Origin of the sequence: Streptomyces sp. NPDC048514 (genome assembly GCF_043199955.1) — a bacterium.
In the GTDB taxonomy this organism is placed as follows: Bacteria; Actinomycetota; Actinomycetes; order Streptomycetales; family Streptomycetaceae; genus Streptomyces.
Genome location: NZ_JBICWT010000001.1, coordinates 331,662 through 358,524, shown reverse-complemented (window position 1 = coordinate 358,524; position 26,863 = coordinate 331,662). Strand labels below are relative to the sequence as shown.

24 protein-coding genes and 2 pseudogenes are annotated in these 26,863 nt (G+C 72.1%); 9 read left to right on the top strand and 17 right to left on the bottom strand.

From position 1 onward, the window contains the following. The first annotated feature begins 165 nt into the window (after positions 1–165). Both ACGFT2_RS01535 and ACGFT2_RS01530 read left to right on the top strand, forming a co-directional pair. Positions 166–1,365, top strand: coding sequence for an MFS transporter (locus ACGFT2_RS01535; protein WP_393272341.1), 1,200 nt, complete (start codon positions 166–168; stop codon positions 1,363–1,365). A 160-nt stretch (positions 1,366–1,525) separates the two neighbouring features. Beyond that, positions 1,526–2,311, top strand: coding sequence for a maleylpyruvate isomerase family mycothiol-dependent enzyme (locus ACGFT2_RS01530; protein ID WP_393272339.1), 786 nt, complete (start codon positions 1,526–1,528; stop codon positions 2,309–2,311). A gap of 7 nt (positions 2,312–2,318) precedes the next feature. Here ACGFT2_RS01530 and ACGFT2_RS01525 read toward each other — a convergent pair whose 3' ends face one another. Beyond that, a complete protein-coding gene (locus ACGFT2_RS01525) occupies positions 2,319–2,717 on the bottom strand; it encodes a MarR family winged helix-turn-helix transcriptional regulator (protein ID WP_393272336.1) in 399 nt (132 codons plus the stop codon). 85 nt (positions 2,718–2,802) lie between these two features. On the opposite strand from ACGFT2_RS01525, the gene ACGFT2_RS01520 reads away from it, so the two are divergent. After that, positions 2,803–4,293 carry an MFS transporter gene (locus tag ACGFT2_RS01520; RefSeq protein WP_393272333.1) on the top strand — a complete coding sequence of 497 codons (1,491 nt, stop codon included), beginning with the start codon at positions 2,803–2,805 and terminating at the stop codon, positions 4,291–4,293. Positions 4,294–4,493: 200 nt separating this feature from the next. Here the strand turns inward: ACGFT2_RS01520 and ACGFT2_RS01515 are convergent, their stop codons facing one another. The 3 genes from ACGFT2_RS01515 to ACGFT2_RS01505 all read right to left on the bottom strand — a co-directional run bounded on the left by ACGFT2_RS01515 (position 4,494) and on the right by ACGFT2_RS01505 (position 6,647). Then, on the bottom strand, positions 4,494–5,159 hold the full coding sequence (locus tag ACGFT2_RS01515; protein ID WP_393272330.1) for a response regulator: 666 nt from the start codon (positions 5,157–5,159) through the stop codon (positions 4,494–4,496). After that, on the bottom strand, positions 5,156–6,373 hold the full coding sequence (locus tag ACGFT2_RS01510) for a sensor histidine kinase (protein ID WP_393272327.1): 1,218 nt from the start codon (positions 6,371–6,373) through the stop codon (positions 5,156–5,158). Before ACGFT2_RS01510 ends, ACGFT2_RS01515 begins: the two co-directional genes overlap by 4 nt. Before the next feature lie 82 nt (positions 6,374–6,455). Further along, on the bottom strand, positions 6,456–6,647 hold the full coding sequence (locus ACGFT2_RS01505; RefSeq protein WP_393272324.1) for a WHG domain-containing protein: 192 nt from the start codon (positions 6,645–6,647) through the stop codon (positions 6,456–6,458). Between the two features lie 92 nt (positions 6,648–6,739). Here ACGFT2_RS01505 and ACGFT2_RS01500 point away from each other — a divergent pair. Further along, positions 6,740–6,886 (top strand): annotated as a pseudogene (locus ACGFT2_RS01500) (deazaflavin-dependent nitroreductase); the annotation flags it as partial. Here ACGFT2_RS01500 and ACGFT2_RS01495 read toward each other — a convergent pair. Next, positions 6,885–8,126, bottom strand: a complete 1,242-nt coding sequence (locus ACGFT2_RS01495; RefSeq protein WP_393272321.1) for a geranylgeranyl reductase family protein — start codon at positions 8,124–8,126, stop codon at positions 6,885–6,887. The pseudogene ACGFT2_RS01500 and the gene ACGFT2_RS01495 sit on opposite strands and share 2 nt — an antisense overlap. A gap of 133 nt (positions 8,127–8,259) precedes the next feature. Between ACGFT2_RS01495 and ACGFT2_RS01490 the strand changes: the two genes are divergently transcribed. Further along, a complete protein-coding gene (locus ACGFT2_RS01490) occupies positions 8,260–9,612 on the top strand; it encodes a dipeptidase (RefSeq protein WP_393272318.1) in 1,353 nt (450 codons plus the stop codon). Positions 9,613–9,804: 192 nt separating this feature from the next. Here ACGFT2_RS01490 and ACGFT2_RS01485 read toward each other — a convergent pair whose 3' ends face one another. Together ACGFT2_RS01485 and ACGFT2_RS01480 are read right to left on the bottom strand one after the other, a co-directional pair. Continuing rightward, a complete protein-coding gene (locus tag ACGFT2_RS01485) occupies positions 9,805–10,848 on the bottom strand; it encodes an NUDIX domain-containing protein (RefSeq protein ID WP_393272315.1) in 1,044 nt (347 codons plus the stop codon). Positions 10,849–10,983: 135 nt separating this feature from the next. Then, positions 10,984–11,175 (bottom strand): hypothetical protein, encoded by a 192-nt coding sequence (locus ACGFT2_RS01480; RefSeq protein ID WP_393272312.1) that lies wholly within the window; start codon positions 11,173–11,175, stop codon positions 10,984–10,986. 339 nt (positions 11,176–11,514) lie between these two features. Here ACGFT2_RS01480 and ACGFT2_RS01475 point away from each other — a divergent pair, with 339 nt between their 5' ends. Then, positions 11,515–13,560, top strand: a complete 2,046-nt coding sequence (locus ACGFT2_RS01475) for an NPCBM/NEW2 domain-containing protein (protein ID WP_393272309.1) — start codon at positions 11,515–11,517, stop codon at positions 13,558–13,560. Positions 13,561–13,610: 50 nt separating this feature from the next. Here ACGFT2_RS01475 and ACGFT2_RS01470 read toward each other — a convergent pair whose 3' ends face one another. Next, a complete protein-coding gene (locus ACGFT2_RS01470; RefSeq protein ID WP_393272306.1) occupies positions 13,611–14,564 on the bottom strand; it encodes an ROK family protein in 954 nt (317 codons plus the stop codon). Positions 14,565–14,720: 156 nt separating this feature from the next. On the opposite strand from ACGFT2_RS01470, the gene ACGFT2_RS01465 reads away from it, so the two are divergent. Next, positions 14,721–15,830 (top strand): LacI family DNA-binding transcriptional regulator, encoded by a 1,110-nt coding sequence (locus ACGFT2_RS01465; RefSeq protein WP_393272303.1) that lies wholly within the window; start codon positions 14,721–14,723, stop codon positions 15,828–15,830. 7 nt (positions 15,831–15,837) lie between these two features. Further along, positions 15,838–16,602, top strand: a complete 765-nt coding sequence (locus ACGFT2_RS01460; protein WP_393272300.1) for a hypothetical protein — start codon at positions 15,838–15,840, stop codon at positions 16,600–16,602. 131 nt (positions 16,603–16,733) lie between these two features. Here the strand turns inward: ACGFT2_RS01460 and ACGFT2_RS01455 are convergent, their stop codons facing one another. From ACGFT2_RS01455 to ACGFT2_RS01435, 5 genes are all read right to left on the bottom strand, one after another. Further along, positions 16,734–18,032: a DUF6986 family protein gene (locus ACGFT2_RS01455; protein ID WP_393272298.1), complete on the bottom strand. Its 1,299-nt coding sequence runs from the start codon at positions 18,030–18,032 to the stop codon at positions 16,734–16,736. Between the two features lie 219 nt (positions 18,033–18,251). After that, complete coding sequence (locus ACGFT2_RS01450; protein ID WP_393272296.1) at positions 18,252–19,214, bottom strand: electron transfer flavoprotein subunit alpha/FixB family protein; 963 nt, start codon at positions 19,212–19,214, stop codon at positions 18,252–18,254. Positions 19,215–19,267: 53 nt separating this feature from the next. Next, positions 19,268–20,053, bottom strand: coding sequence for an electron transfer flavoprotein subunit beta/FixA family protein (locus tag ACGFT2_RS01445; RefSeq protein WP_393272293.1), 786 nt, complete (start codon positions 20,051–20,053; stop codon positions 19,268–19,270). 217 nt (positions 20,054–20,270) lie between these two features. Next, positions 20,271–20,780 (bottom strand): flavin reductase family protein, encoded by a 510-nt coding sequence (locus ACGFT2_RS01440; RefSeq protein ID WP_393272291.1) that lies wholly within the window; start codon positions 20,778–20,780, stop codon positions 20,271–20,273. 208 nt (positions 20,781–20,988) lie between these two features. Beyond that, the gene (locus ACGFT2_RS01435) at positions 20,989–21,321 is read right to left on the bottom strand and encodes a TlpA family protein disulfide reductase (RefSeq protein WP_393272289.1); all 333 of its coding nucleotides are present in this window, start codon (positions 21,319–21,321) and stop codon (positions 20,989–20,991) included. Positions 21,322–21,651: 330 nt separating this feature from the next. Between ACGFT2_RS01435 and ACGFT2_RS01430 the strand changes: the two genes are divergently transcribed. After that, on the top strand, positions 21,652–22,380 hold the full coding sequence (locus tag ACGFT2_RS01430; protein WP_393272288.1) for a lysophospholipid acyltransferase family protein: 729 nt from the start codon (positions 21,652–21,654) through the stop codon (positions 22,378–22,380). An 82-nt stretch (positions 22,381–22,462) separates the two neighbouring features. Here ACGFT2_RS01430 and ACGFT2_RS01425 read toward each other — a convergent pair. From ACGFT2_RS01425 to ACGFT2_RS01410, 4 genes and pseudogenes are all read right to left on the bottom strand, one after another. Next, positions 22,463–22,917: pseudogene (locus ACGFT2_RS01425) on the bottom strand (potassium channel family protein). A 374-nt stretch (positions 22,918–23,291) separates the two neighbouring features. Next, complete coding sequence (locus ACGFT2_RS01420) at positions 23,292–24,362, bottom strand: threonine aldolase family protein (RefSeq protein ID WP_393272286.1); 1,071 nt, start codon at positions 24,360–24,362, stop codon at positions 23,292–23,294. After that, entirely contained in the window at positions 24,359–25,105 is a 747-nt protein-coding gene (locus ACGFT2_RS01415) for an SDR family NAD(P)-dependent oxidoreductase (protein ID WP_393272900.1), read from the bottom strand. Before ACGFT2_RS01415 ends, ACGFT2_RS01420 begins: the two co-directional genes overlap by 4 nt. 41 nt (positions 25,106–25,146) lie before the next feature. Further along, positions 25,147–26,544 carry a DUF6421 family protein gene (locus ACGFT2_RS01410; RefSeq protein WP_393272284.1) on the bottom strand — a complete coding sequence of 466 codons (1,398 nt, stop codon included), beginning with the start codon at positions 26,542–26,544 and terminating at the stop codon, positions 25,147–25,149. Positions 26,545–26,863: the final 319 nt, after the last annotated feature.

Sequence of the window (26,863 nt, the reverse complement as noted above, 5' to 3'; positions counted from 1 at the left end):
AGGCACCCCCACCCCCAAGGCCCTCCCCTCGACGGCACTCCCTCAAGGCCCCGCTCGCCGGCACCCCCTCGCCGGTTCGGCACCACGACCGGTGACGACGGTTCACGCGCGCACCTCCCCTTGCCCGCCTGCGCGCCTCCCCCTTACGCTGAGTTTGTGCCGCTAATGAACAAAACCCGACCGCACAGCGTCGTGCCGGGCCGGAACCTTGCCGGGCTGCGCGCGGCGATCACCGCTTTCTTCGCACTGGACGGCTTCATCTTCGCCGGATGGGTCGTCCGCATCCCCGACGTCAAGCACCAGACGCACGCCTCCGCCGGTGGGCTCGGGCTCGCTCTGCTCGGGGTGTCCGCGGGCGCCGTTCTCACCATGACGCTGACCGGCCGGCTGTGCCGCCGCTACGGCAGTCATCCGGTGACCGTCGTGTGCATGGTGGTGCTCGCGCTCAGCGTCGCGCTGCCCCCGCTCACGCACTCGGCAGCGGCGCTCGGCACGGTCCTGCTCCTCTTCGGCGCCGCGTACGGCGGGGTGAACGTCGCTTTCAACAGCGCCGCCGTCGATCTGGTCGCCGCCGTGCGCCGGCCGATCATGCCGAGCTTCCACGCCGCCTTCAGTCTGGGCGGGATGATCGGCGCGAGCCTCGGCGGACTGGTTGCCGGTGCCCTCTCCCCCGCCCGCCATCTGCTCGGTCTCACCCTGATCGGGCTCCTCGTCACGGCGATCGCGGGCCGGACCCTGCTCCGGCACGAACCTCCGGCGCCGGCGGACCCCGGGCCCGCCTCGGGAGCGGCGGGGGGCGGCGCCGGGGCGCGGCGGCCGGGGTCGCGCGGCCTGGTCGTCGTCTTCGGGCTGGTCGCCCTGTGCACCGCCTACGGCGAAGGCGCCATGGCCGACTGGGGTGCGCTCCACCTCCAGCAGGACCTGGCCGCCTCCGCGGGCACGGCGGCCGCCGGGTACGCGTGCTTCGCGCTGGCCATGACGGCAGGGCGGCTGACGGGATCCGTCCTGCTGGCCCGCCTCGGCCGGGCCCGGACCGTGATCATGGGGGGCACGGTCGGGGCGGCCGGCATGCTGCTCGGCTCGCTCGCCCCGTCGGTGTGGGCCGCGCTGATCGGCTTCGCCGTCACCGGGATCGGCCTGGCCAACCTCTTCCCGGTCGCCGTGGAGCGGGCCGGCGCCCTGGCCGGCCCGTCCGGCGTCGCCGTCGCCTCCACACTGGGCTACGGCGGCATGCTCCTCGGGCCGCCCGCCATCGGTTTCATGGCCGACTGGTTCTCCCTGCCCACCGCCCTCACCAGCGTGGCCGCCCTAGCTGCGGTGGCCGCGGCCGTGGGAGTGTCGACGCGGCGAGCCATGGGCGGCTGACCTCGGAGTTCCGTAACCGGGCGAGCCCGGCTGCCGTTTCGGCGACCGGCGGGCCGGCGCGGGGTGCCACCTCGCCCACGACCGGCCTCCCGGCGCCGATCCCTCCACCGGACTCACCGCGGCCCCTCCCGCGACGCGATCCATCCGGCACACTCAGCGCATGGAGACTGCCGAGAACCCCGAGAACCCCGAGAACCCCGCGGACACCGGGACTGCCGAGTTCCTTCGGACGCTCGACCGGGAGGGGCGATTGCTGGCCGCGGCCGCCGCGGAGGCGGGGCCCGATGCCAAGGTGCCGACGTGTCCTGAATGGCAGGTGCGCGATCTGCTGCGGCACACCGGGGCGGTGCACCGATGGGCCGCCGCGCTGGTCGCCGACGCGCACACCACGCCCCGGCCCATCGTCGATCCGCCGGACCTGGACGGTGCGGAGCTGGTGGCCTGGTACCGGGACAGCCACCGTCTGCTGGTCGACACGCTCGCCGGCGCGCCGGCCGAGGTGGAGTGCTGGACCTTCCTTCCGGCGCCCAGCCCTTCGCCGCTCGCGTTCTGGACCCGGCGGCAGGCGCACGAGACGACCGTGCACCGGTACGACGCCGAGGCGGCGTGCGGCGCGGCGGCCTCTCCCATCGCCCCGGGCTTCGCGGCGGACGGCATAGACGAGTTGCTGCGCGGCTTCCACGCCCGGTCCAGGAGCCGGGTCCGATCCGAGGAGCCGCGCGTACTGCGGGTGCGCGCGGTGGACGCGGGGGCCGACGCGGTGTGGACCGTGCGGATCACGTCCGGGCCGCCGGTGACCGTACGGGACGCGGCCGGCGAGGCCGAGGCCGAACTGTCCGGTTGCGCCGACCAGTTGTATCTGGCGCTGTGGAATCGCGCACCGGTGCCGAGCGTCACCGGCGATCGCTCGCTCGCCGAGCTCTGGCGGGCCTCGTCCGGGATCTGACGCCCGGTCAGCCCACCTCGTCGAGCATCCGGGTCAGCACGGCGCGCTGCACCGGCCGTACCTCGCCGTGCAGCGCGCGCCCCTTTCCGGTGAGCGCCACGCGCACCCCGCGCCGGTCCTCGGAACACATGGCCCGCTCGACGAGGCCGTCCTTCTCCAGACGGCCGATGAGCCGGGACAGCGCACTCTGGCTGAGGTGGACCCGGTCGGAGATCTCCTGCACCCGGTAGGCGCAGCCGCCGTCCGCCGCCGCACCCTCGGCCAGCAGGTCGAGCACCTCGAAGTCACTGGCGCACAGGCCGTGTCCGTGCAGTGCCCGGTCCAGCTCGCACTGGGTACGGGCATGGAGAGCCAGGATGTCGCGCCACTGCTCCACGAGCGCCTGCTCGGCCTTCTTCGCCGCCATGCACGCACCGTAGCAGAGGAACGGATTTGTTGCACTGGAATTAAATGCTTTTGCATTCAATGCACGCGCATGTAGTGTCCTCGGCATGACCTCTCCGCTCACCACCCCCGCCGGCCCGTTTTCGGCGGTTCGCTGGACTCCCCGGCTGTGGGGCACGCTCCTCGTGCTGTGCGCCGCGATGTTCCTGGACGCGCTGGACGTGTCGATGGTCGGCGTCGCGCTGCCGTCCATCGGCTCCGACCTCCACCTGTCGACGTCGACACTGCAATGGATCGTCAGCGGCTACATCCTGGGATACGGCGGTCTGCTCCTGCTCGGCGGCCGCACGGCCGACCTGCTCGGCCGACGCCAGGTCTTCCTGGTGGCGCTCGGCGTCTTCGCGCTGGCCTCCCTGCTCGGCGGGCTCGTGGACTCCGGGCCGCTGCTGATCGCCAGCCGCTTCATCAAGGGCCTGAGTGCCGCCTTCACCGCACCGGCCGGCCTGTCGATCATCACCACGACGTTCCCGGAGGGCCCGCTGCGCAACCGGGCCCTGTCCATCTACACCACCTGCGCCGCCACCGGTTTCTCTATGGGCTTGGTGCTGTCCGGTCTGCTCACCGAGGCCAGCTGGCGCCTCACCATGCTGCTGCCCGCCCCGATCGCCCTGCTCGCCCTCGTCGCCGGCCTGAGGCTGCTGCCGCGCAGCGCCCGCGAGGAGAACCACGGCGGCTACGACGTCCCCGGCGCCGTCCTCGGCACGGCCTCGATGCTGTTGCTGGTGTTCACCGTCGTCCAGGCACCCGACACCGGCTGGGCCTCCGCCCGGACCCTGCTCTCCTTCCTGGCCGCCGCCGTCCTGCTGACCTCCTTCGTCCTGGTCGAACGGCGCTCGCCGAGCCCGCTGATCCGGCTGGGCGTGCTGCGCGCGGGCGGTCAAGTGCGCGCCCAGCTGGGCGCGGTCGCCTTCTTCGGCTCCTACGTCGGCTTCCAGTTCCTGACCACCCTGTACATGCAGTCCCTGCTCGGCTGGTCGGCGCTGCACACGGCGCTCGCCTTCCTGCCCGCGGGGGCGCTGGTGGCGGTGTCGTCCACCAAGGTCGGCGCGTTCGTCGACCGGTTCGGCACTCCGAGGCTCATCACGGCCGGCTTCGCGTTCATGGTCGTCGGGTACGCGCTGTTCCTGCGCGTCGACCTCGACCCGTCGTACGCGGCGGTCATCCTGCCGTCCATGCTGCTGATCGGCGCCGCCTGCGCGCTGGTCTTCCCCTCGCTCAACATCCAGGCCACCAACGGGGTCGAGGATCACGAGCAGGGCATGGTCTCCGGTCTGCTCAACACGTCGGTGCAGGTGGGCGGGGCGATCTTCCTGGCGGTGGTGACGGCCGTGGTGACCGCGGGGGCTCCCGCGCACGCCACCCCGCAGGCCGTCCTCGACAGCTACCGGCCGGGTTTCATGGTCGTCACGGGCGTCGCACTGGCCGGGTTGCTCATCACCCTCACCGGTGTGCGCAGCCGTCGAGTCCGGCCGTCGGTCGTGGTCGTCAGGTCCACCGTGACGGAGGCGGAGGCGGAGCGCGTGGCGGTCCGCGACTAGGGGGAACGCCTCCCAGCGTGCGCCCGGCGGCAGTTGGCCTGTCCGCCGGGCGCACCTCTGTGGGGCTGACGCCCGCCTGCCAGGCCACCTCCGGGAGACCGACGCCCGCCTGCCGGGCCACGTCTGGGACACCGACGCCCGCCTGCCGGGCGCACGTCCGGAAGACCGGCCGCCGGGACACGCGGTGGGCGGCCCCGGGATCAGCCCAGCCAGCCCGGCCGCACCAGCCCCGACTCGTAGGCCAGCACGACGAGTTGAGCGCGGTCACGGGCGCCCAGCTTCACCATCGTCCGGCTCACGTGGGTCTTGGCCGTGAGCGGGCTGACGACCAGGCGGCGGGCGATCTCCTCGTTGGACAGGCCGATGCCCACCAGTGCCATCACCTCCCGCTCCCGCTCGGTGAGCCGGCCCAGCACGTCGGCGGCCGCCGGTTCCTTGGAACGGGCCGCGAACTCGGCGATCAGGCGGCGGGTGACGCCCGGGGACAGCAGTGCGTCGCCGTCGACCACCGCCCGCACGGCACGCAGGAGTTCGTCCGGCTCGGTGTCCTTCACCAGGAAGCCGGAGGCACCCGCGCGGATCGCCTCGAAGACGTACTCGTCGAGTTCGAAGGTGGTCAGCATGATCACCTTCACCTTCCGCAGTTCCGGGGCCCCGGTGATGCGCCGGGTCGCGGCCAGCCCGTCCAGCAGAGGCATGCGGATGTCCATCAAAACGACGTCCGGTGCCAGTTCGCCCGCCAGCCGCAGCGTCTCCTCGCCGTCGGCCGCCTCTCCGGCCACCTCGATGTCCGGCTGGGCGTCGAGCAGGGCCCTGAACCCGGCCCGTACCAGCGACTGGTCGTCGGCGAGCAGTACCCGGATCACTGATCCTCCCTGAGGCGCGTCGGCAGTACGGCGAGCACCCGGAATCCCCCGTCGGGGCGTGGGCCCGCCTCGATGCTGCCACTCAGCGCCGCCGCCCGCTCCCGCATGCCGGCCAGCCCGTTGCCGCTGCCCCCGGCGTCCGTGCCGGTCGCCGGCCCGTCGTCGTCGATCCGCAGCCGCAGCGCGCCGTCCTCGTGCACGAGCCGCACCCGGGCCTGCCGTGATCCTGAGTGCCGTACGACGTTGGTCAGGGCCTCCTGCACGATGCGGAAGGCGGCCAGGTCGGCGCCGGGCGGCAGCCGCGGCAACTCGCCCTCCACCTCCACGGTCAGGCCCGCGGTCGCGGCCTGTTCCACCAGTTCGGGGAGCCGGTCGAGGCCGGGGGCGGGGGTGCGCGGGGCGGCTCCGGGCGCGCGCAGGGTGTCGAGGACCTGGCGCACTTCTCCCAGCGCCTCCTTGCTGGCGGCCTTGATGGTGGTCAGCGCCGTTCGGGCCTGCTCGGGGTCGCTGTCGAGGAGGGCGAGGCCCACGCCCGCCTGGACGTTGATGACGGAGATGCTGTGCGCGAGTACGTCGTGCAGTTCGCGGGCTATCCGCAGCCGTTCCTCGTCGGCTCGCCGTGCCGCCGCCTGGGCGCGGTCCGCCCGCTCCCGTGCCCACTGCTCGCGCCGCACCCTGGCCAGTTCGGACAGCGCGACGATCGCCAGCACCCAGGTGCCGATGACGATCTCCTGGGTGACGCTCCCCCGCTCGTCGCCCGCGGGCGGAAGCGAGCGGTACAGCCGGAGCGCGACCAGCGCGTGCCCGGCCCAGAGCAGGCCGATGGCCGCCCAGGCGGCCCGGCGGCGGCCGGCGACGACCGCGCTGAAGCAGGCGACGGCGACCGTGAGGAAGACCGGGCCATAGGGATAACCGAGGGCCAGATAGACGAGGGCCGCCGCCGCCGTGCCGAAGACCACGGGCACCGGGTGCCGCTGCCGCCACAGCAGCAGGACCGAGGCGGCCAGCAGCAACGCGATCCCGTAGCCGTCCAGCCGGACACGGTGCTGGCCCTGCGCGGCGAAGTGGGTGCCGATCAGCACGAACGCGGTGACGAGGAGGGTGCTGCGCCAGGGCAGCGGGGCGCCCCCGGCCTCGGGGTCGTCCGGGCGGTTCCACCACGGGGGCCCGTACCGCCACCAGTGCGAGGGTCCGCCCCCGTGCTCCTCTTCCATGCACGCCACGCTAGACGGCGCCGGGCCACCGGGGCGTCAGCCGGGCGTGGTGGCCGCCGGTACTCCCCGGGGAGTACGCGGCTCAGGCCGGTCCCAGGCCGACCCCGTGCGCCGGCCGGAGCACCGCGTGCCGGAAGAAGGCCTCGCGGTCCCCCACGACGCGGTGGAACCGCCCGAACGGCTCGAACCCGATCAGCCCGAACTTCTGTGTCCAGGCGGCCACCGACGCCGCCGTCGCCCCGGGCGGCAGGCCGGGGGCGAGGTCGGCCGCCATCCGCTCGGCCTCCGGGCGCAGATCGGCCGGGAGCGGCGCCTTGGCGCGGCCGGGCCGCTGGTGCGCGCCACGGACGATGCCGATGAGGGCGGGACGCCGGGAAGCTCCCCGTCCTGTGGACCTGCCTGGAGAAGTGGGGCTGGGAGGTCGACCGGTACTTCGCCGGGGTGACGGCCAGGTCCTCCGACGAGGAGATCATCGCCTGCGCCGGTGACCACCCCGTCTTCCGGATCACCGTCACGGACCGGCGGGCTCCTCCGTGGCCGCGGCCGGACCCCGGTCCATCGCGGTCAGGGCGCGCTGGGCGAGCGGGTGGGCGCGGACCATCTCGCCCAGCGAGGACGAGCCCCGGGTGATGTCCTTGAACGCCTTCCATGCCGGACGGAAGCCGGTGAGGGCCGCGTGGAAGAGACCGGGGCGCTTCTCGAACACGCCGAGCAGCCGCTTGCCGACGCTCATCTCGACACCGAGGCCGGCCTTGATCGCGAACGCGTAGTTCAGCGCCTGGCGGCGGGTGTCGACCGCGTCGTGGGCCTCGGCGATGCGGACCGCCCACTCACCCGCCAGCCGGCCCGAGCGCAGCGCGAAGGAGATACCCTCCCGGGTCCACGGCTCCAGCAGGCCGGCCGCGTCACCGCAGACCAGCACCCGGCCGCGGGAGAGCGGCGAGTCGTCGGCGCGGCAGCGGGTCAAGTGGCCGGAGGAGACGGACGGTTCGAAGCCCGACAGGCCGAGGCGGGCGACGAAGTCCTCCAAGTAGCGCTTGGTGGCGGCGCCTTCGCCCCGCGCGGAGATCACACCGACCGTCAGGGTGTCCCCCTTCGGGAACACCCAGCCGTAGCTGCCGGGGATCGGGCCCCAGTCGATGAGGACCCGCCCCTGCCAGTCCTCGGCGACCGGCTCCGGCACCGGGATCTCCGCTTCGAGACCGAGGTCCACCTGGTCGAGCTTCACACCGACATGGGCTCCTATGCGGCTGGCGCTGCCGTCGGCGCCGACGACCGCGCGGGCCAGCACCGTCTCCCCGCCCTGCAGGACCACCGCGACCGTGCGCCGGTCCGGCACGGCCGAGCCGTGCTGCTCGACGCGCTGCACCGTCACGCCCGTACGCAGCTCGGCGCCCGCCTTCTGGGCGTGCTCGACCAGCTGCTGGTCGAACTCGGGCCGGTTGATCAGCCCGAACAGCATCTGCCGGGAGCGGCGGGTGCGGGTGAAGCGGCCGTTGTTCGAGAAGGTGACCGCGTGCACCCGGTCCCGCAGTGGCAGCTCGAAGCCGGGCGGAAGCGCGTCGCGCGAGGGGCCGATGATGCCCCCGCCACAGGTTTTGTAGCGGGGCAGGTCGGCCTTCTCCAGCAACAGCACGCGTCGCCCCGCGACCGCTGCCGCGTAGGCCGCGGAGGCCCCCGCGGGTCCCGCGCCCACCACGACGACGTCCCACACCCGCTGCACGTCGTCCGCCGAAGAATTCTCGCCGCTCACGATGGTCTACCGCTCCGATCAAGCCGCCGCCGAAGTGTCCCCCCGCATCCTACGGCGGCCGTCGTCGCAGGCCACTGTGGGAGTATCGGGGGTACCCACCCTGTTCAACGTCGCACCCACGAGGAGCGTGCCCATGTCGTCGAATCCGGTCGCCGAGACCGTCGCCTCGCTCATGCCCCGGGCCAAGGCGGAGCTGACCGAGCTGGTCGCCTTCAAGTCGGTGGCGGACTTCGCGCAGTTCCCGAAGAGCGAGAGCGACGCCGCCGCGAACTGGATCGCCGACGCGCTGCGCACCGAGGGCTTCACCGACGTGGCCCTGCTGGACACTCCCGACGGCACACGGTCGGTGTACGGGAGGCTGCCGGGCCCCGAAGGCGCCAAAACGGTTCTGCTCTACGCGCACTACGACGTGCAGCCCCCGCTGGACGAGGCCGGCTGGACCACCCCGCCGTTCGAGCTGACCGACCGCGACGGACGCTGGTACGGCCGCGGGACCGCCGACTGCAAGGGCGGCCTGATCATGCACCTGCTCGCGCTGCGCGCCCTGAAGGCGAACGGCGGCGTCCCGGTGAACGTGAAGGTGATCGTGGAGGGCTCGGAGGAGCAGGGCACCGGCGGCCTGGAGCGGTACGCCGAGGAGCACCCCGAACTGCTGGCGGCGGACACCATCGTCATCGGCGACGCGGGGAACTTCCGGGCCGGCCTGCCCACGGTCACCACCACCCTGCGCGGCATGACCCTGGTCCGGGTACGGATCGACACCCTGGCCGGCAACCTGCACTCGGGCCAGTTCGGCGGCGCCGCGCCGGATGCCCTCGCCGCGCTGATCCGGGTCCTGGACTCACTGCGCGCCGAGGACGGCTCGACCACGGTCGAGGGCCTGGACGCCACGGCGCAGTGGGACGGTCTGGACTACACCGAGGAGCAGTTCCGTACGGACGCCAGGGTGCTGGACGGCGTCGAGCTGGTCGGTGACGGCTCGGTCGCCGACCGGATCTGGGCCCGTCCGGCCGTCACCGTGCTCGGCATCGACTGCCCGCCGGTCGTCGGCGCCACCCCGTCGGTGCAGGCCGGCGCCCGTGCGCTGGTCAGCCTGCGGGTGCCGCCGGGCGTCGACGCCGCGGAGGCCACCAAGCTCCTCCAGGCGCACCTCGAGGCGCACACCCCCTGGGGCGCCCGCGTCACCACCGAGCAGATCGGCCAGGGCCAGGCGTTCCGCGCCGACACCTCCAGCCCGGCCTACCAGGCGATGGCCGACGCGATGGCGGTGGCCTACCCGGGCGAGTCGATGCAGTACGCCGGGCAGGGCGGCTCCATCCCGCTGTGCAACACCCTCGCCGGCCTGTACCCGCAGGCGGAGATCCTGCTCATCGGGCTGAGCGAGCCGGAGGCCCGGATCCACGCGGTCAACGAGAGCGTGTCGCCCGAGGAACTGGAGCGTCTGTCGGTCGCCGAGGCGCTCTTCCTGCGCAACTACGCGAGCTGACGCGCCCCATCCGCGGCCGTCCCCACCCATACCGGGGACGGCCGGCCCCGGCGGCACGCCGGCCCTGCGCCGGGCCGCGGCCACGTCCTGAGCGGCGAAGCACCTGCCGCTGCCGCCTCGAAGGAGCCGCTCGGTCGTCGCGTGGCGGCCCCTCGTCCGCAGCCGCCCCTGCCGCAGCCTCGCGGCCGCAGGTCAGCCGACCGGCACGCCGGCCTCCAGGTAGAGCGCGGTCCCGCGCTCCCGCGCCCGCAGGGCCCAGTGCAGCCGCTCGTAGCGGACCGGTGGGAGCATGCCGGCGGCCTCCTGTTCGGTGGCGAAGCGCCAGGCCCGCAGTTCCGGCCCGGGCAGCAGTACCCGGGACGCCTCGCCGGACTCCAGCCGGCCGCCGTCGAAGAGCAGCCGGAGTCCGCCGAAGCCGGGCGGTGCGGGCCGTTCCCAGTCCACGACGAGCAGTCTGGGCACCTCGCGCAGCCGTATCCCGGTCTCCTCGGCGACCTCGCGCATACCGGCCCGGGCCGGGGCCTCGCCGCGCTCGACCACACCGCCCGGGAACTCCCAGCCCGGTTTGTAGGTGGGGTCGACGAGCAGCACCCGGTCCTGGTCGTCGAAGAGCAGTACCCCGGCGGCGAGCGTCTCGGCGGTCGGCTCCGGAGTCTGCACGATGTCGCAGGCGGGTACGGCACCGCTGCCGACGGACTCGGCGATGTGCACGGCCGTCTCGTGCGGGGTGAGGCCGCTGGTGTCCACGAGGTGGGCGTCGGCGGTGAGCCAGGAGGCGAGGGCCGCGCGGTAGGGCTCTATGTGGTCGTACGACCACTGCCGTATCCGCATCTCGCCGTCGGGCGGATCCGGCGGCACCTCACGCGCGGCCACACGCTCGCGCAGGATCGTTTCGGCCGGGGCGAGCAGGAGATGGTGCACGGGAATTCGGCGGGCGGCGAGGCCGCCGAAGATCTCGTCGCGGTAGTCCTGACGGAGCAGGGTCATCGGCACCACGAGGGTTCCGCCCAACTCCGCCAGCATCCCGGCCGCCGTGTCGACCACGAGCCGGCGCCAGATCGGCAGATCCTGGAAGTCACCGACCTCGGCCAGCCGCTTGGCCGGCAGCAGATGCGTGAGCGCCGCGCCGACGACCTCGGGGTCGAAGAGCGTGCTGTTCGGGATCAGTTCGATCAGCTCCCGTGCGGTGGTGGTCTTCCCCGCACCGAACGCGCCGTTGATCCAGACGACGGTCACGGACTCCCCCTCTTCTGTTGGCCCCCTGTGGCTTGCCCGCTCCACCCTGCCACGGAAACCCCGTCCCGGTGAGGGCGCCTGTGCCGGTGTCCCCCGCCGCGGGGACACCGGCACACACGCCGTGGGCCGGCGGGTCTACTCCTGCCCGAGGGGGCCGTCGTCGATGGCGAAACTGTCGTGGCTGACGAGCTGGTCGGCGCTGCCGAGGGTGTCCGAGACCTTGATGTCGGAGAGGGATCCGTCGTCCGCGGCGGGGGACGGGGTGATGGCGGCCACGACGAATCCGGTGGCGAGGGTGGCGAGGGCGAGCATGCTGCGCTTCTTCATGCGCTGATCAACTGCGGAAGCGATCCGGGGTCACGCGGATCACCACGGCCGGGCGTCCGAGGCCGACGTCCAGGACCCACGGAGCCGTCTCCGGTCCGCGAGCCGGAGTGCGGCCGGGGTCGAACAGCCGAAGCGAACACATCCGAACGTCTGATGAGGACCACGAGGCGCGACAGGTGCTCTGCCGACGGAATCGACGGGCCGTCAGGCAACCACGGCACCCCTCTTCCAACATACTCCGACAGGTTCTACCGTGAACGCCCATCGATGACGCGTGCATGCCGTCCTGGGCGACCGCATGCCGTCATCCACCTTTCGCGAGTCGGAGGAACGTCGACCATGCGTCACCCTCACACCCGCACGAACCCTTACAGAGTGACCGGAGCACTGGTTGCGGGACTGCTCTGCGCGAGCGGTCTCGCCGCCCCCGCGCTGGCGGCTCCCGCGGCTGCTCCCGCGGCGGTGCCGGCCGCGCCGGCCCCGGCCGACGGCCTCGCCCTGACACCGCCGATGGGCTTCAACAACTGGAACTCCACGCACTGCCGAGCCGACTTCGACGAGGCGATGGTCAAGGGGATCGCGGACCTCTTCGTCACCAAGGGCCTGAAGGACGCGGGCTATCGGTACGTCAACCTGGACGACTGCTGGGCACTGCCCGCCCGCGACGCGAACGGCAGGCTGGTCCCCGACCCGGCCCGCTTCCCGAACGGCATCAGGGCCGTCGCCGACTACGTGCACGCCAAGGGCCTGGACCTCGGCATCTACACCAGCGCAGGCACCAAGACCTGCAACAGCGCCGGCTTCCCGGGCGCGTTGGGCCACGAGTACAGCGACGCCCGGCAGTTCGCCGACTGGGGCGTGGACTACCTCAAGTACGACAACTGCAACAACCAGGGTGCCGACGCCAGGACGCGGTACCGGACCATGCGCGACGCGCTGAGGGCCGCCTCCGCCGGGACCGGCCGGCCCATCGTCTACAGCATCTGCGAATGGGGCGAGAACAGACCCTGGGAATGGGCGGCCGACGTCGGTCAACTGTGGCGAACCACCGGTGACATCAGTGACAGCTGGGGCTCGATGCTGTCCATCCTCAAGCAGAACCTGCCACTCGCGCCGTACGCCGGCCCGGGCCACTGGAACGACCCCGACATGCTGGAGGTCGGCAACGGCGGCATGACGGACACCGAGTACCGCTCGCACTTCTCGCTCTGGTCGGTCATGGCCGCGCCGCTGCTCATCGGCACCGACCTGCGCAAGGCCTCCCGGGCGACCTTCGACATCCTGGGCGACAAGGAGGTCATCGCCGTCGACCAGGACCCGCTCGGCAAGCAGGGCACCGTCGTCTCCTCCGCCGGCGGACGCTGGGTCGTCGCCAAGGAGATGAAGGACGGCAGCCGCGCGGTGGCCCTCTTCAACGAGTCGGCCGCTCCCCAGCGGATCGCCACCAGCGCCGAGGCCGTGGGCCTGCCCGATGCCGCCGCCTACACACTGCGTGACCTGTGGCGGCACCGCAGTTACAACACGGCCGGCACCCTCGCCGCCACCGTTCCGGCCCATGGCACGGTACTGCTGCGCGTCTCGGCCGACCCGCACTGGGCCACCCGGCCTCCGGCCGCCGAACTCGGCCTGGACGGGAACCCGCTGCTGGAGGCGGGCTCCCCCGCCACGCTGACGGGCACCGTCACCGACCTCGGCCGGACGCCCGCACGTCAGGTGTCCGTGTCACTGGCCGGCCCCGAGGGCTGGACGGTACGGCCCACGTCGGCGACCACGGCCGCCACCCTCACCACGGGCGGGACACTGCGCACCGGCTGGCGGGTGACCGCCCCGGCCGGGACACCCACGGGCTCCAACGACCTCACGCTCCGTGCGCGTTACCGTTCACCCTCGGGACAGCGGGTGAGCGGCGCGCTGGAGATGACCGCCGCCGTCGTCCTGCCGCCGCCCCGGGGGACGTCGTACCTCAGCGACCTGCCGCTGCTGTCGGCGACCAGCGGCTGGGGACCGGTGGAGCGCGACACCAGCAACGGGGAGAGCGCAGCGGGCGACGGGAACCCGCTCACCGTCGGCGGGGCGGTGTACGCCAAGGGACTCGGCGTGCACGCCCTCAGCGACCTCTCCTTCTACACCGGCAAGGCCTGCGAGAAGGTCACCGCGGACGTCGGCGTGGACGACGAGAAGGGCGCCAAGGGCACGGTCGCCTTCGAGATCCGGGCGGACGGCACCACGGTCGCCTCGACCGGGGTGCTGACCAACGCCCTGCCCGCGCAACCGGTCACCGCCGACGTCAGCGGCGCCCAGGTGGTCCGGCTCGTCGTCACGGACGGCGGGGACGGCGACGACTCGGACCACGCGGACTGGGCGGACGCCCGGCTGAGCTGCTGACCCCGGCAGTCGGGTACCCGGCCACCGCCACAGGCCGGCCCCGGCCGCGGTCAGACGCTCGCCGCGGTGGGGTCCGGCCGGCGGGCCAGCGCGGCCGCGGCGGCGCCGACCAGTCCCGCGTCGGTGCCCGTCTGTGCGGGCACGACCGTCAGCCGCCGCACGAACGACAGGGTCGCGTAGTCGGTGAGCGCCTTGCGCAGAGGCGTGAAGAGGATGTCGCCGGCCTTGCCCACGCCCCCGCCGATCACCGCGATGTCGATCTCGACCAGGGTGGCGGTGGCCGCGATGCCGGCGGCCAGCGCCTGCGCGGCCCGCTCGAAGGAGGCCACGGCGACCGGATCGCCCGCACGAGCGGCGTCGGCCACCGCGGCGGCCGAGGTGTCGCCGTCCGGCCCCGGCCGCCAGCCCTCCTCCAGGGCACGGCGGGCGATGTTCGGCCCGCTGGCGATGCGCTCCACACAGCCGCGCGCGCCGCACGGGCACGGGTCGCCGTCGAGATCGACGCTGATGTGCCCGATGTGCCCGGCGTTGCCGGTCGGCCCGGGATGCAGCCGGCCGTCGAGGACCAGGCCACCGCCGACGCCCGTCGAGACCACCATGCACAGCGCGTTGTCGTGGCCGCGGGCGGCACCCTGCCAGTGCTCGGCCGCCGTGATCGCCACGCCGTCGCCGATCAGCTCGACCGGAAGGCCCCCGGCGGCCGCGCGCACCCGGTCGACCAGCGGGAAGTCACGCCAGCCCGGTACGTTCACCGGACTGACGGTGCCCGTCGAAGCGTCCACCGGGCCCGCGCTGCCGATGCCGATCGCATCGGCGCGGCCCCACAAGGGTGATCCCACGAGCTCGCCGAGCACCTCCTCGACAGCCCGCATGACCGTTTCGCCATCCTGTCGAGCGGGCGTGGCACGCTGGGCGCGCGCCAGGATCCGGCCATCGCCGTCCACCAGCCCGCCGGCGATCTTGGTGCCGCCGATGTCCAGGGCCGCCACGAGGTCGGTGTGCATCAGAGTCAGATCTCCCCGTCGAAAGCTCGAGAACCATACAGAGTCAGGCCGGTCAAACGGTGGGGGCGCAGGCCGGAGACAGCGGTGGACAGTCTCTCTCGCATCTGACAACGTTGTCCAGGCTCTATGCTCGACGCCACATCCTCATACAAGCCCATGGTTCGCCCCGCACCACCCCCATGGGAGACCACGGACGACAGGACAGGACAGCGCATCGTGCCCGAGACCACCCACCGCGCAGACCGTCACGCGGGGACCCGCTACGGCAACCGTCCGACGATGAAGGACGTGGCCGCACGCGCCGGGGTCGGCCTGAAGACGGTGTCCCGCGTGGTCAACGGCGAGCCCGGCGTCACCCCGGACACCGAGCGGCGCGTGCAGGAGGCGATCGACGCCCTGGGCTTCCGCCGCAACGACAGCGCCCGGGTGCTGCGCAAGGGGCGCACGGCGAGCATCGGCCTGGTCCTGGAGGACCTCGCCGACCCCTTCTACGGCCCGCTCAGCCGCGCGGTGGAGGAGGTGGCCCGCGCCCACGGCGCCCTGCTGATCAACGGCTCCAGCGCGGAGGACCCCGAGCGCGAGCAGGAGCTGGCGCTGGCCCTGTGCGCGCGGCGGGTGGACGGTCTGGTGGTGATCCCGGCCGGCGACGACCACCGCTATCTGGAGCCGGAGATCAGGGCCGGCGTGGCGACCGTGTTCGTGGACCGGCCGGCCGGCCGGATCGACGCCGACGTGGTGCTGTCCGACAACTACGGCGGCGCCCGCGACGGCGTCACCCATCTGATCGGGCACGGACACCGGCGGATCGGGTTCATCGGCGACATGCCGCGCATCCACACCGCGGCCGAGCGGCTGCGGGGCTACCGGACGGCCATGGAGGACGCGGGGATACCGGTCGATGAGCGCTGGATGTCCCTCGGGACGACCAGTCCGGAGCGGGTACGCCGGGCGGCGCAGGAGATGCTGGGCGGACCCGACCCCGTCACCGCGATCTTCACCGGCAACAACCGGGTGACGGTCACCGTGATCCGGGTCCTCGCCGAGCAGACCCGCCGGGTCTCCCTCGTCGGGTTCGACGACATCGAGCTGGCCGATCTGCTCCAGCCGGGTGTCACCGTCGTCGCGCAGGACGCGGCGGCCCTCGGCCGGACCGCCGCCGAGCGCCTCTTCCGGCAACTGGACGGCAGCCTCGTCGCGCCGGAGCGCATCGAGCTGCCGACCCGGCTGATCACGCGCGGCTCGGGCGAGCTGCCGCCGGCCGACTGAGCCGCGTATGGCCGGCCGCACCCTGGAGGAACTCGGCCTCGCCGAGGCACCCCGCGACCATCCGCTGGCCTATCCCGGCACCTGGCCGGCCGACTCCGGACTGCTCGACGGCGACCTCATGCTGCCGCTGGAGCGCCTGGTGCACGCCGACCGGAGGCCGGTGCTGGCCGTCGGCTCCAACGCCTCCCCCGGGCAACTGCGGCACAAGATGACCCAGTTCGGGGTCTACGGCTCCATCCCGATGGTGCGGGCACGGGTGACCGGGGTCGACGTCGGCGTCTCCGCGCACGTCAGCCGCATGGGCTATGTGTCCGCGTCTCCCGTCAAGTCCCGTCACGGCTCACGGGAGTTGTTCGTCATCTGGCTCGATCGCCGTCAGCTGGACGTGATCGACGCCAGCGAGGGCGTACCGCTGCCCGACGGGAACTTCCGGCGGCTGTGGCTGCCCGCGCCGGACGTACGCGTCGAACTGGCCGACGGCCGGGCTCTGCCCGGGGTGTACTCGTACGTCAACCGGCACGGGGTGCTGCGCGACGACAGCGGTGCCCCGCGCGGCCATCCCGGCCAGCACGCACTCCTCACCGAACTCCTCGCCCGGTCCGCCCCGTTGAGGGGACTGTTCGGGGTGACACCGGAGGAGTTCAGCGCCCGGGCACGCGATGACGTCCGGCGGTGCGCCCAGGGCACGCGGCTGTTCGCCGCGCACAAGTGGGTCACGGAGTCCGGGCTCGAGTCCTACGCCGCCGGTCCGGCGGACGGGACGGCCGGGTAGCCGCCCCGTCCGCCGGACCGTCCACCCCACGGGTGAGTGGCGTCCGCAGGACGGGACGGCGGCGAGGTGGCGGCCGCCCGCTGGGCGACGGTGGCGGAAGGTGGCGGCCGCCGGAGGCGGTGACCGACCGGCTACTTGGCGGACGCGGTCAGGTCGCCGCGCCGAGGTGCCGCGAAACCTTCGAGGTCGGCGCGGGTCAGGCCGGTGAGGCGGGCGACCTCGGCGATGTCGAGGGCTCCGCAGTCCAGCCCGCGCAGCAGGTATCCGCCGAGTGCCTTGGCGGTGGCGGGCTCGTCCATGACGTCGCCGCCGGTGTGGCTGGCGTAGCGGGCGAGGCGGCCGGCGGCCTGCTCGAAGCCCTCGCGGTAGAAGGCGAAGACGGCCGCGTAGCGGGTGGGGATGTGTCCCGGGTGCATGTCCCAGCCCTGGTAGTAGGCGCGGGCGAGGGCGCGGCGGGTGAGGCCGTAGTGGAGGCGCCAGGCGTCGTGGACCTTCTCGGCCGGGCCGACCGGGAGGACGTTCGTCGAGCCGTCCGAGACGCGTACGCCGGTGCCCGCCGCGGCGACCTGCATGATCGCCTTGGCGTGGTCGGCGGCCGGGTGGTCGCTGGCCTGGTAGGCGGCGGAGACGCCGAGACAGGCGCTGTAGTCGAAGGTGCCGTAGTGCAGGCCGGTGGCGCGGCCCTCGGCGGCCTGGATCATACGGGCGACGGTGGCGGTGCCGTCGGTGGCGAGGATCGACTGGCTGGTCTCGATCTGGATCTCGAAGCCGAGCCGGCCGGCGTCCAGGCCGTGCTCCTTCTCGAACGCCTCCAGGAGACGGACGAAGGCACTCACCTGCTCGGGGTACGTCACCTTGGGCAGGGTGAGGACCAGGCCCTCGGGCAGGCCGCCGGCCTCCATCAGGCCGGTCAGGAAGACGTCGAGGGTGCGGATGCCCCGGTCGCGTACCGCGGCCTCCATGCACTTCATCCGGATGCCCATGTACGGCGCCGCCGTGCCGTTCCGGTACGCCTCCGCGATCAGGCGGGCCGCGCGGGCCGCCGTCTCGTCCTCCTCGGCGTCGGGGCGTGGGCCGTAGCCGTCCTCGAAGTCGACGCGCAGGTCCTCGATGGGCTCGCGCTCCAGTTTGGCGCGGACGCGGGAGTACACCGGCTCCGCGAGGTCGTCGGAGAGGCCGAGGACGGCCGCGAAGGAAGCGGCGTCCGGGGCGTGTTCGTCGAGGGCGGTCAGGGCCCGGTCGCCCCAGGAGCGGAGGGTGTCGGCGGCGAAGGCGTCACCGGGGACGTAGACGGTGTGCACGGGCTGGCGGGTGCCGGGGTCCCCGGGGTAGCGGCGCTCCAGCTCCGCGTCGACCGGTGCGAGGGAGGCACTGATCCCCTCGCTGACGGTGCCCGCGAGGCTCGTCGCCACCTTCTCCTGCTGACCCATCCCACACCCTCCAATTTTCCGCTGTACGGAATCAACAATCCGTAGAATGAAGTTATCCGGGTGGTTCTCGCTGGTCAACACCCCGTCCGGACCGTGGTCGGCACCCCGGCGGATCCGTCACCAGGATGCACCGAGGCCCCGGGGACCGCGTGCGGTCACCGGGGCCTCGAAGGCACCTCAGGGGGCTCAGCCCCGGCCGGGCTCAGCCCTTGCGGGGGCTCAGCCCTTGCGGGTCTTGACCTCGTCGGTCAGCTGCGGGACGACGTCGAAGAGGTCGCCGACCACACCGAAGTCGACCAGCTCGAAGATCGGGGCCTCGGCGTCCTTGTTGACGGCCACGATCGTCTTGGAGGTCTGCATACCGGCGCGGTGCTGGATCGCGCCGGAGATGCCGTTGGCGATGTACAGCTGCGGCGAGACCGACTTGCCGGTCTGGCCGACCTGGTTGGTGTGCGGGTACCAGCCCGCGTCCACCGCGGCACGCGAGGCACCGACGGCCGCACCGAGGGAGTCGGCGAGCGCCTCGATGATCGAGAAGTTCTCGGCGCCGTTGACACCACGGCCGCCGGAGACCACGATCGCGGCCTCGGTCAGCTCCGGGCGGCCCGTCGACTCACGCGGCGTACGGCCGGTGACCTTGGTGCCGGTCGCGTTCTCGGAGAAGGACACCGACAGGGCCTCGACCGCACCGGCGGCCGGCGCGGCCTCGACGGCGGCCGAGTTCGGCTTGACCGTGATGACCGGGGTGCCCTTGACGACCCGGGACTTGGTGGTGAAGGACGCGGCGAACACCGACTGGGTGGCCACCGGGCCCTCGTCGCCGGCCTCGATGTCGACGGCGTCGGTGATGATGCCGGAACCGATGCGCAGCGCCAGACGGGCGGCGATCTCCTTGCCCTCCGCGGAGGACGGGACCAGCACGGCGGCCGGGGAGACGGCCTCGACGGCGGCCTGCAGCGCGTCCACCTTCGGCACGACCAGGTACTCGGCGTACTCGGACGCGTCGTGGGTGAGGACCTTCACCGCGCCGTGCTCGGCCAGCGTGGCGGCGGTGTCGGCGGCGCCGTTGCCCAGCGCGACGGCGACGGGCTCGCCGACGCGGCGGGCCAGGGTCAGCAGCTCCAGGGTGGGCTTGCGGACGGCACCGTCCACGTGATCGACGTAGACGAGGACTTCAGCCATGGGATTGCTCTCCTGCGTAACGAAGTTGAGGGGCGGTCGGCGGGCGCGGGCCCTTAGATGAACTTCTGGCCCGCGAGGAACTCAGCGAGCTGCTTGCCGCCCTCGCCCTCGTCCTTGACGATGGTGCCGGCCGTGCGGGCCGGACGCTGGGTCGCGGTCTCCACCTTGGTGAACGCGCCGTCGAGACCGACCTCCTCGGCCTCGATGTCCAGGTCGGACAGGTCCCAGGACTCCACCGGCTTCTTCTTGGCGGCCATGATGCCCTTGAAGGACGGGTAGCGCGCCTCGCCCGACTGGTCGGTGACCGAGACGATCGCCGGGAGCTGCGCCTGGAGCTGCTCGGAGGCGGCGTCGCCGTCGCGGCGGCCCTTCACCGTGCCGTCCTCGACGGAGACCTCGGACAGCAGGGTGACCTGCGGGACGCCCAGACGCTCGGCGACCAGCGCGGGAACGACGCCCATCGTGCCGTCGGTGGAGGCCATGCCGGAGATGACCAGGTCGTAACCGGCCTTCTCGATGGCCTTGGCCAGCACCAGGGACGTACCGATGGCGTCCGTGCCGTGCAGGTCGTCGTCCTCGACGTGGATGGCCTTGTCGGCACCCATCGACAGGGCCTTGCGGAGCGCGTCCTTGGCGTCCTCGGGGCCGATGGTCAGAACGGTGACCTCGGCGTCGTCCGCGTTCTCCGAGATCTGCAGTGCCTGCTCGACCGCGTACTCGTCCAGCTCGGAGAGCAGACCGTCGACGTCGTCGCGGTCGACGGTCAGGTCATCGGCGAAGTGCCGGTCGCCAGTGGCGTCGGGCACGTACTTCACAGTGACAACGATCCTCAAGCTCACGCCGGCTCTCCTACTGCATCGTCATTTCCGGGCTGCCTCTTGCAGGCAGCATAGGCGCCTGAAGCGGCCGATCCCGATCGGGGCGTCCGCGCGCTCCGACCGAAATATTACTCGCCAGTACACCCAGTTCCTGCCCGCTAAGCAAGCGCTTTGAACTGTGACCTTCGCAACGCAGCGTAACCGGAACCCGACTGCGGCGCAGGTCCGGCCGGCGTGATCAATCCCGCAGGCCGTTGAAGCGACCCTGGTGGTAGAGAAGGGGACGGCCGGTACCCGAGGGGTCGCCGAGCACGACCTCGGCGAGCACGATCCGGTGATCACCGGCAGGGACCCGCCCGACGACCCGGCACACCAGCCAGGCGAGCACGTCGTCGAGCACCGGTACGCCTTCGGGTCCCTCGCGCCAGGCGGTCGGCGCGCCGAAGCGGTCGGCGCCGCTGCGGGCGAAGGTGGCGGCCAGCTCGCTCTGGTGGTCGCCGAGTATGTGGATGCCGACGTGCTCGGTCTTGGCGATGGCGGGCCAGCTGGAAGCGCCCACACCGATGCCGAAGGAGACCAGCGGTGGCTCCACCGAGACGGAGGTCAGGGAGGTGGCGGTGAAGCCGACCGGGCCCGAGTCGCCGTCGGCGGTGATCACCGCGACACCGGCGGCGTGCCGGCGGAAGGCGGAACGCAACAGGTCGGGGGCGGCGAGCCGAGCGGTGCCGAGGTCGGGCGTGGCCGTCATGGAGTGGTCCTTCTGCCGGAGGTCACAGGCGGGGTCGTCGGTGCTCAACAGCCCGGACAGCGCGCGCTCGCGGTGCGGGAGAGGTCGACGTGCATCCGCTCATGGAGAAGGAGTTCGATCGGCATCGGGTCAGACTGACGATAGGTGGCGCGCGCAGTCAAGGACGGTTCGGGATCGCGAAGATGCCGCAGGGCGTCCCGAGGGCCCCTCACACCGCCTCGCCCAGTGCCGCGATGACGTCGGCCTTGCGGGGCTGCCCGGTGGCGCGCCGCACCTCCCGGCCCTCGGCGTCCAGGACCAGGACCGTGGGCGTCCTGAGGACCCGCAGCTCGCGTACGAGGTCCAGCCGGGCCTCGGCGTCGATCTCCACATGGGTCACCCCGGGCACCATCGCGGCGATCTCGCCGAGGATGCGCCGGGTGGCCCGGCAGGGCGCGCAGAACGCGCTGGAGAACTGGACGAGGGTGGCCCGCTCGCCGCGTTCGCCGCCCAGCTCGGCCGCCCCCAACCGCTTGCCGTCGTCCCGCCCGCGCACCCGCACTCTCCCTCGCCGCGCAACCGCCGCCGTCCCGCCGTCCTCTGCACAAGCATTCCCGACGTCACGGAGATTCCCGCCTCCCGGAATCGTTTCCGTCGCGACGCCCCCCGCAAGCGTTTCTGTCGCACGGCTTTCCGGTGGTATCCGGCGGCACTTCACGGTCCGGGCGGCCTGTAGGCCGACGTGACGAGGATCTCGCCGCCGCGGGGCACCAGGACTGGCTACCCGTCCGTTCTTCGGGCACGATCTGCGATACGCCGTAAACCTACGGCTGCGTAACTTTCCCGCCGGGAGCCCCTTTCCCGAGCAGAGCAGAAAGGGCCCACCCCGCCCATGGCAGAGCTGGTCTACCGTCCCGTCGTCGGTTTCGCCAAGTCGTTGTTCAAGGTCTGGGACCTGAAGATCGACTGCCAGGGGTCGGAGAACATCCCGCGCTCGGGCGGCGCCGTGCTCGTGAGCAATCACATCAGCTATCTGGACTTCGTCTTCAACGGTCTGGCGGCTCTGCCGCAGAAGCGGCTCGTGCGCTTCATGGCGAAGGAGGCCGTCTTCCGCCACAAGATCTCCGGTCCGCTGATGCGCGGCATGAAGCACATCCCGGTGGACCGCCAGCAGGGCGAGGCCGCCTACGCGCACGCACTGGACTCGCTGCGTTCCGGCGAGGTCATCGGCGTTTTCCCGGAGGCCACCATCTCGCAGTCCTTCACGCTGAAGGGCTTCAAGTCCGGCGCGGCCCGCCTGGCCCAGGAAGCCGGCGTCCCGCTGATCCCCATGGCCGTGTGGGGCACGCAGCGGCTGTGGACGAAGGGCCAGCCCCGCAACTTCAAGCGCAGCCACCTGCCCGTCACGATCCGGGTCGGCGATGCGCTCGAGGCGCCCCGCGACCAGTACGCCGGTGCCATCACCCGCCGGCTGCGCGAGCGGGTCCAGGAGCTGCTGGAGGCCGCGCAGCGCGCCTACCCGGGCCGCCCCAAGGGCGCGGAGGACACCTGGTGGCTGCCGTCGCACCTCGGTGGGACGGCCCCGACGACGGAGCAGTTGCGCGCGGCCGAGGCGCGCTGACCCCGGCGAAGCAGCCGCCCGCAGGGCCTGGCCGCGCCGGTTTCGCACGCGGCCCGGCAGGGGGCGCGGCCCCGCGGTCCTCTCAGCCTCCGTCCCGGTCACCGGTCAGCAGGCGTTCCAGCCGGTCGAAGCGTTCGTGCAGGGCCTCGGCGGTCTCGTCGCGCAGCCGGTGCGTGTGGGCGCGCCGCCCCGCCTCCCGGCCGACGAACCAGGTCGCCAGCGCCGCCGTCACCATGCCGTAGGTGGTGATCCCGACGACCATGACGACCGAACCGACGACCCTGCCCCACGGCGTGACCGGGTAGAAGTCCCCGTAGCCGACGGTGGTCGCCGTCTCGATCGACCACCACAGCGCCCGCGGGTACGACGTCAGGTTCGCGCTGCGCGCCCCCCCTCCGCGGCCGACACGGCCCAGGACCCGCCGAGCATCCCCAGCACCAGGACGACCGTCGCGCCGCCAGCGGCCTTCAGGTGCAGTGACCGTCCCTCCCGGCCGAGGAGCGCGGAGACCACCCTGACGAGGAATCCGGGCAGCATGATCACTCCTTCCGCCCGCGGCCAGTGTCGCCCCGCACCGGCGCCCTCGCACGCCGGCTGTGCCGTCCGGGGCCGCCGTGGTGCGGGGTCGGCGGCCCCTGCTGCCAGCCGTGTCGCCGTCTCACGGACCACGGACCACGGACCACGGACCACGGACCACGGACCACGGACCACGGACCACGGACCACGGACCACGGACCACGGACCACGGACCACGGGATGATGGTGGTCGATGACCTCATCGGCCGCCAGGTAGGTGGAAGGGTCGGTAGTGGTCTGGATCGGCTCCATGCCGGTGCGCACAGGTACGCGATCACCCGAGCGTAAATGAACTTTCGGGTGACCGCATACCTATGCAATGACTGATGTGCGCGCTAGTGCGCCATCTCCTCCTTGAGCGCCGCCACGAACGTGTCGACGTCCTCCTCCGTGGTGTCGAAGGAGCACATCCAGCGCACCACTCCGGCGGCCTCGTCCCAGAAGTAGAACCGGAACCGCTTCTGCAGCCGCTCGCTCACGTCGTGCGGGAGCCGGGCGAAGACGCCGTTGGCCTGCACTGGGTAGAGGATCTCCACACCGTGCACCGCGCGAACGCCCTCGGCCAGCCGCTGGGCCATCTGGTTGGCGTGCCGTGCGTTGCGCAGCCACAGGTCCTTGGCGAGCAGGGCCTCCAACTGCACCGAGACGAAGCGCATCTTGGACGCCAGTTGCATCGACATCTTGCGGATGTGCTTCATCTGCCGCACGGCGTCCTGATTGATCACCACGACGGCCTCGCCGAACACCGCGCCGTTCTTGGTGCCGCCGAGCGAGAGGATGTCGACGCCGACCGCGTTGGTGAACGTGCGCATCGGCACGTCCAGGGAGGCGGCGGCGTTGGCTATCCGGGAGCCGTCCAGGTGCACCTTCATGCCGCGGGCGTGGGCGTGCTCGCAGATCGCCCGGATCTCCTCGGGCGTGTAGAGCGTGCCCAGCTCCGTGCTCTGGGTGATCGAGACGACCTGCGGCATCGCACGGTGCTCGTCCTCCCAGCCCCAGGCCTGCCGGTCGATCAGCTCGGGCGTGAGCTTGCCGTCGGGCGTCGGCACCGTCAGCAGCTTGAGGCCGGCCATGCGCTCGGGCGCGCCACCCTCGTCGACGTTGATGTGCGCGCTCTCGGCGCAGACCACCGCGCCCCAGCGGTCGGTGACCGCCTGGAGCGCGACGACGTTCGCGCCGGTGCCGTTGAAGACCGGAAAGGCCTCGGCGGTGGAGCCGAAGTGGCTGCGGACGATCCGCTGGAGGTTGTCGGTGTAGTCGTCCTCGCCGTACGCGACCTGGTGGCCGCCGTTGGCCAGGGCCAGGGCGGCCATCACCTCGGGGTGGGCACCGGCGTAGTTGTCACTGGCGAAACCGCGGACCTGCGGGTCGTGGTGGCGACGCGCATCGGTCCTGGGAGGGTTCACGGCTTCTCGGTCAGCCACAGACGGTTTCCGTTCACTTCGGCGACGGGCTTGCTCCAGACGCCCTCGATGGCCTCGGCCAGGTCCTTGACGTCGGTGAAGCCCGCGAACTTCGCGTTGGGGCGTTCGGCGCGCATGGCGTCGTGCACCAGCGCCTTCACCACCAGGATGGCAGCCGCCGAGCGCGGGCCCGTCTCGCCCCCGGCCTTGCGGAAGCCGTCGGCCATGGCGAGCGTCCAGGCCTCGGCCGCCGCCTTGGCGGCGGCGTACGCCGCGTTGCCCGCCGTGGGCTTCGCGGTGCCGGCGGCGCTGGTGAGCACGTACCGGCCGCGGTCGCTGCGCTGCAGGCCGTCGAAGAAGGCCAGGGAGGTGTGCTGGACGGTGCGGACCAGCAGCTTCTCCAGCAGGTCCCAGTCGGCGAGGTCGGTCGCGGCGAAGTTCGCGCTGCCGCGCCAGCCGCCGACGAGGTGGACCAGGCCGTCGATGCGACCGTGGTCCTTCTCGATGCGCGCGGCCCAGTCCCGGGTCGACTGCAGATCAAGCAGGTCGACCGTCTCGCCCGTGACCGTGGCGCCGCCGCGGGCATAGCGGGCCGCGTCCACGGCCTCGGCCAGGCGTTCGGGGTTGTTGTCCGCCCCCACGACGACCGCGCCCGCCTCCGCGAGCCGGACCAGCGTCGCGTGCCCGGCGGGTCCACCCGCACCCGCCACCGCGATCACCGCACCACTGAGAGACCCGTTCCCCACCATGTTCTTCCCCTCTTGACCTGTGTTCCGGACGCGATCGTTCACGCGGCGAGCCGCTCGGCGCCGTCCGCGGTGATCCCCTTCGTCGAGGCGATCACGTTCTTCAGCTTCTTGGACAGGGCCTCATAGAACATGCTCAGCGGAAACTCGTCCGGAAGCACGTCGTCCACGAGTTTGCGCGGCGGCAGGGTCAGGTCCAGGGCGTCCGGGCCCTTGGCCCACTTCGAGCCGGGGTGCGGGGCGAGGTAGGTGGCGACCAGCTCGTAGCCCGCGAACCAGTGCACCAGCTTCGGGCGGTCGATGCCGTCCTTGTAGAGCTTCTCGATCTCCGCGCACAGCTGGTTGGTGACCTGGGGCGCGCGCTCCCAGTCGATGGAGAGTTTGTTGTCGGTCCAGCGGACGACGTCGTGCTTGTGCAGGTAGGCGAAGAGCAGCTGGCCGCCGAGGCCGTCGTAGTTGCGGTTGCGGTCGCCGGTGACCGGGAAGCGGAACATCCGGTCGAACAGCACCGCGTACTGCACGTCACGGGCCTGCGGGACGCCGTCGTCCTGGAGCTTCACGGCCTCCTTGAAGGCGGTGAGGTCACAGCGCAGCTCCTCCAGGCCGTACATCCAGAACGGCTGGCGCTGCTTGATCATGAACGGGTCGAACGGCAGGTCACCGTGGCTGTGGGTGCGGTCGTGGACCATGTCCCACAGTACGAACGCCTCTTCGGAGCGCTTCTGGTCGTGGACCATGGCGGCGATGTCCTCGGGCAGTTCCAGGCCCAGGATGCCGACCGCGGCGTCGGTGACCCGGCGGAAGCGGGCGGCCTCGCGGTCGCAGAAGATGCCACCCCAGGAGAAACGTTCCGGCGCCTCGCGTACGGCGATGGTCTCCGGGAAGAGCACGGCCGAGTTGGTGTCGTAGCCCGAGGTGAAGTCCTCGAAGGCGATGCCGCAGAACAGCGGGTTGTCGTAGCGGGTGCGCTCCAGTTCGGCCAGCCAGTCCGGCCAGACCATGCGCAGCACGACCGCCTCCAGATTGCGGTCCGGGTTGCCGTTCTGCGTGTACATCGGGAAGACGACCAGGTGCTGCAGGCCGTCCGCGCGGTTAGCGGCGGGCTGGAAGGCCAGCAGCGAGTCCAGGAAGTCCGGGACCGTGAAACCGTCCTCGGCCCAGCGGCGCAGATCCCGCACGAGGGCCTGGTGGTAGTCGGCGTCGTGCGGGAGCAGCGGGGTGAGCTGCTCGACCGCGCCGGCGACACGCTCGACGGCCGCCACGGCATCGGTTCGCTGCGGGGCGCCGTCGGCCTCGAAGTCGATCGATCCGTCCTTCGACTGCCATGGCCGGATCTGCTCCACGGCATTCTTGAGCACGGGCCAAGCCGGGTGCTCAACCACCCTGGTCAGCGGAGAAACCTGCTCCTCCGCACCGGCCTGCACAAGAATTTCCGTCATGTCCCATCCTCCACGGGAGAACCTCGCGTATGGACACCGTATGCATACCCCGTTTCTCCCAGCAAGAGGCAGCTCCGAAAATTATTCTGCCCAGCCCCTTCATCACCGATGTTTTTCCTGCCGTAAACCGTGACGACGCTCACTTTCGCTTTTTCACATCACGGGCAGAATCCCTGCGAAGGGGGCAAACCGGACAGTCAACCGTGTGAGGAATCGCCCACGCCAGGGTGACGGTGAGAACGGATACCGGCCAGTCGGCGCCCGCCACGCGCCCCGATCAGCCGCGCACATGCGGGTTCATCACGGGCCCCGGCCGTTA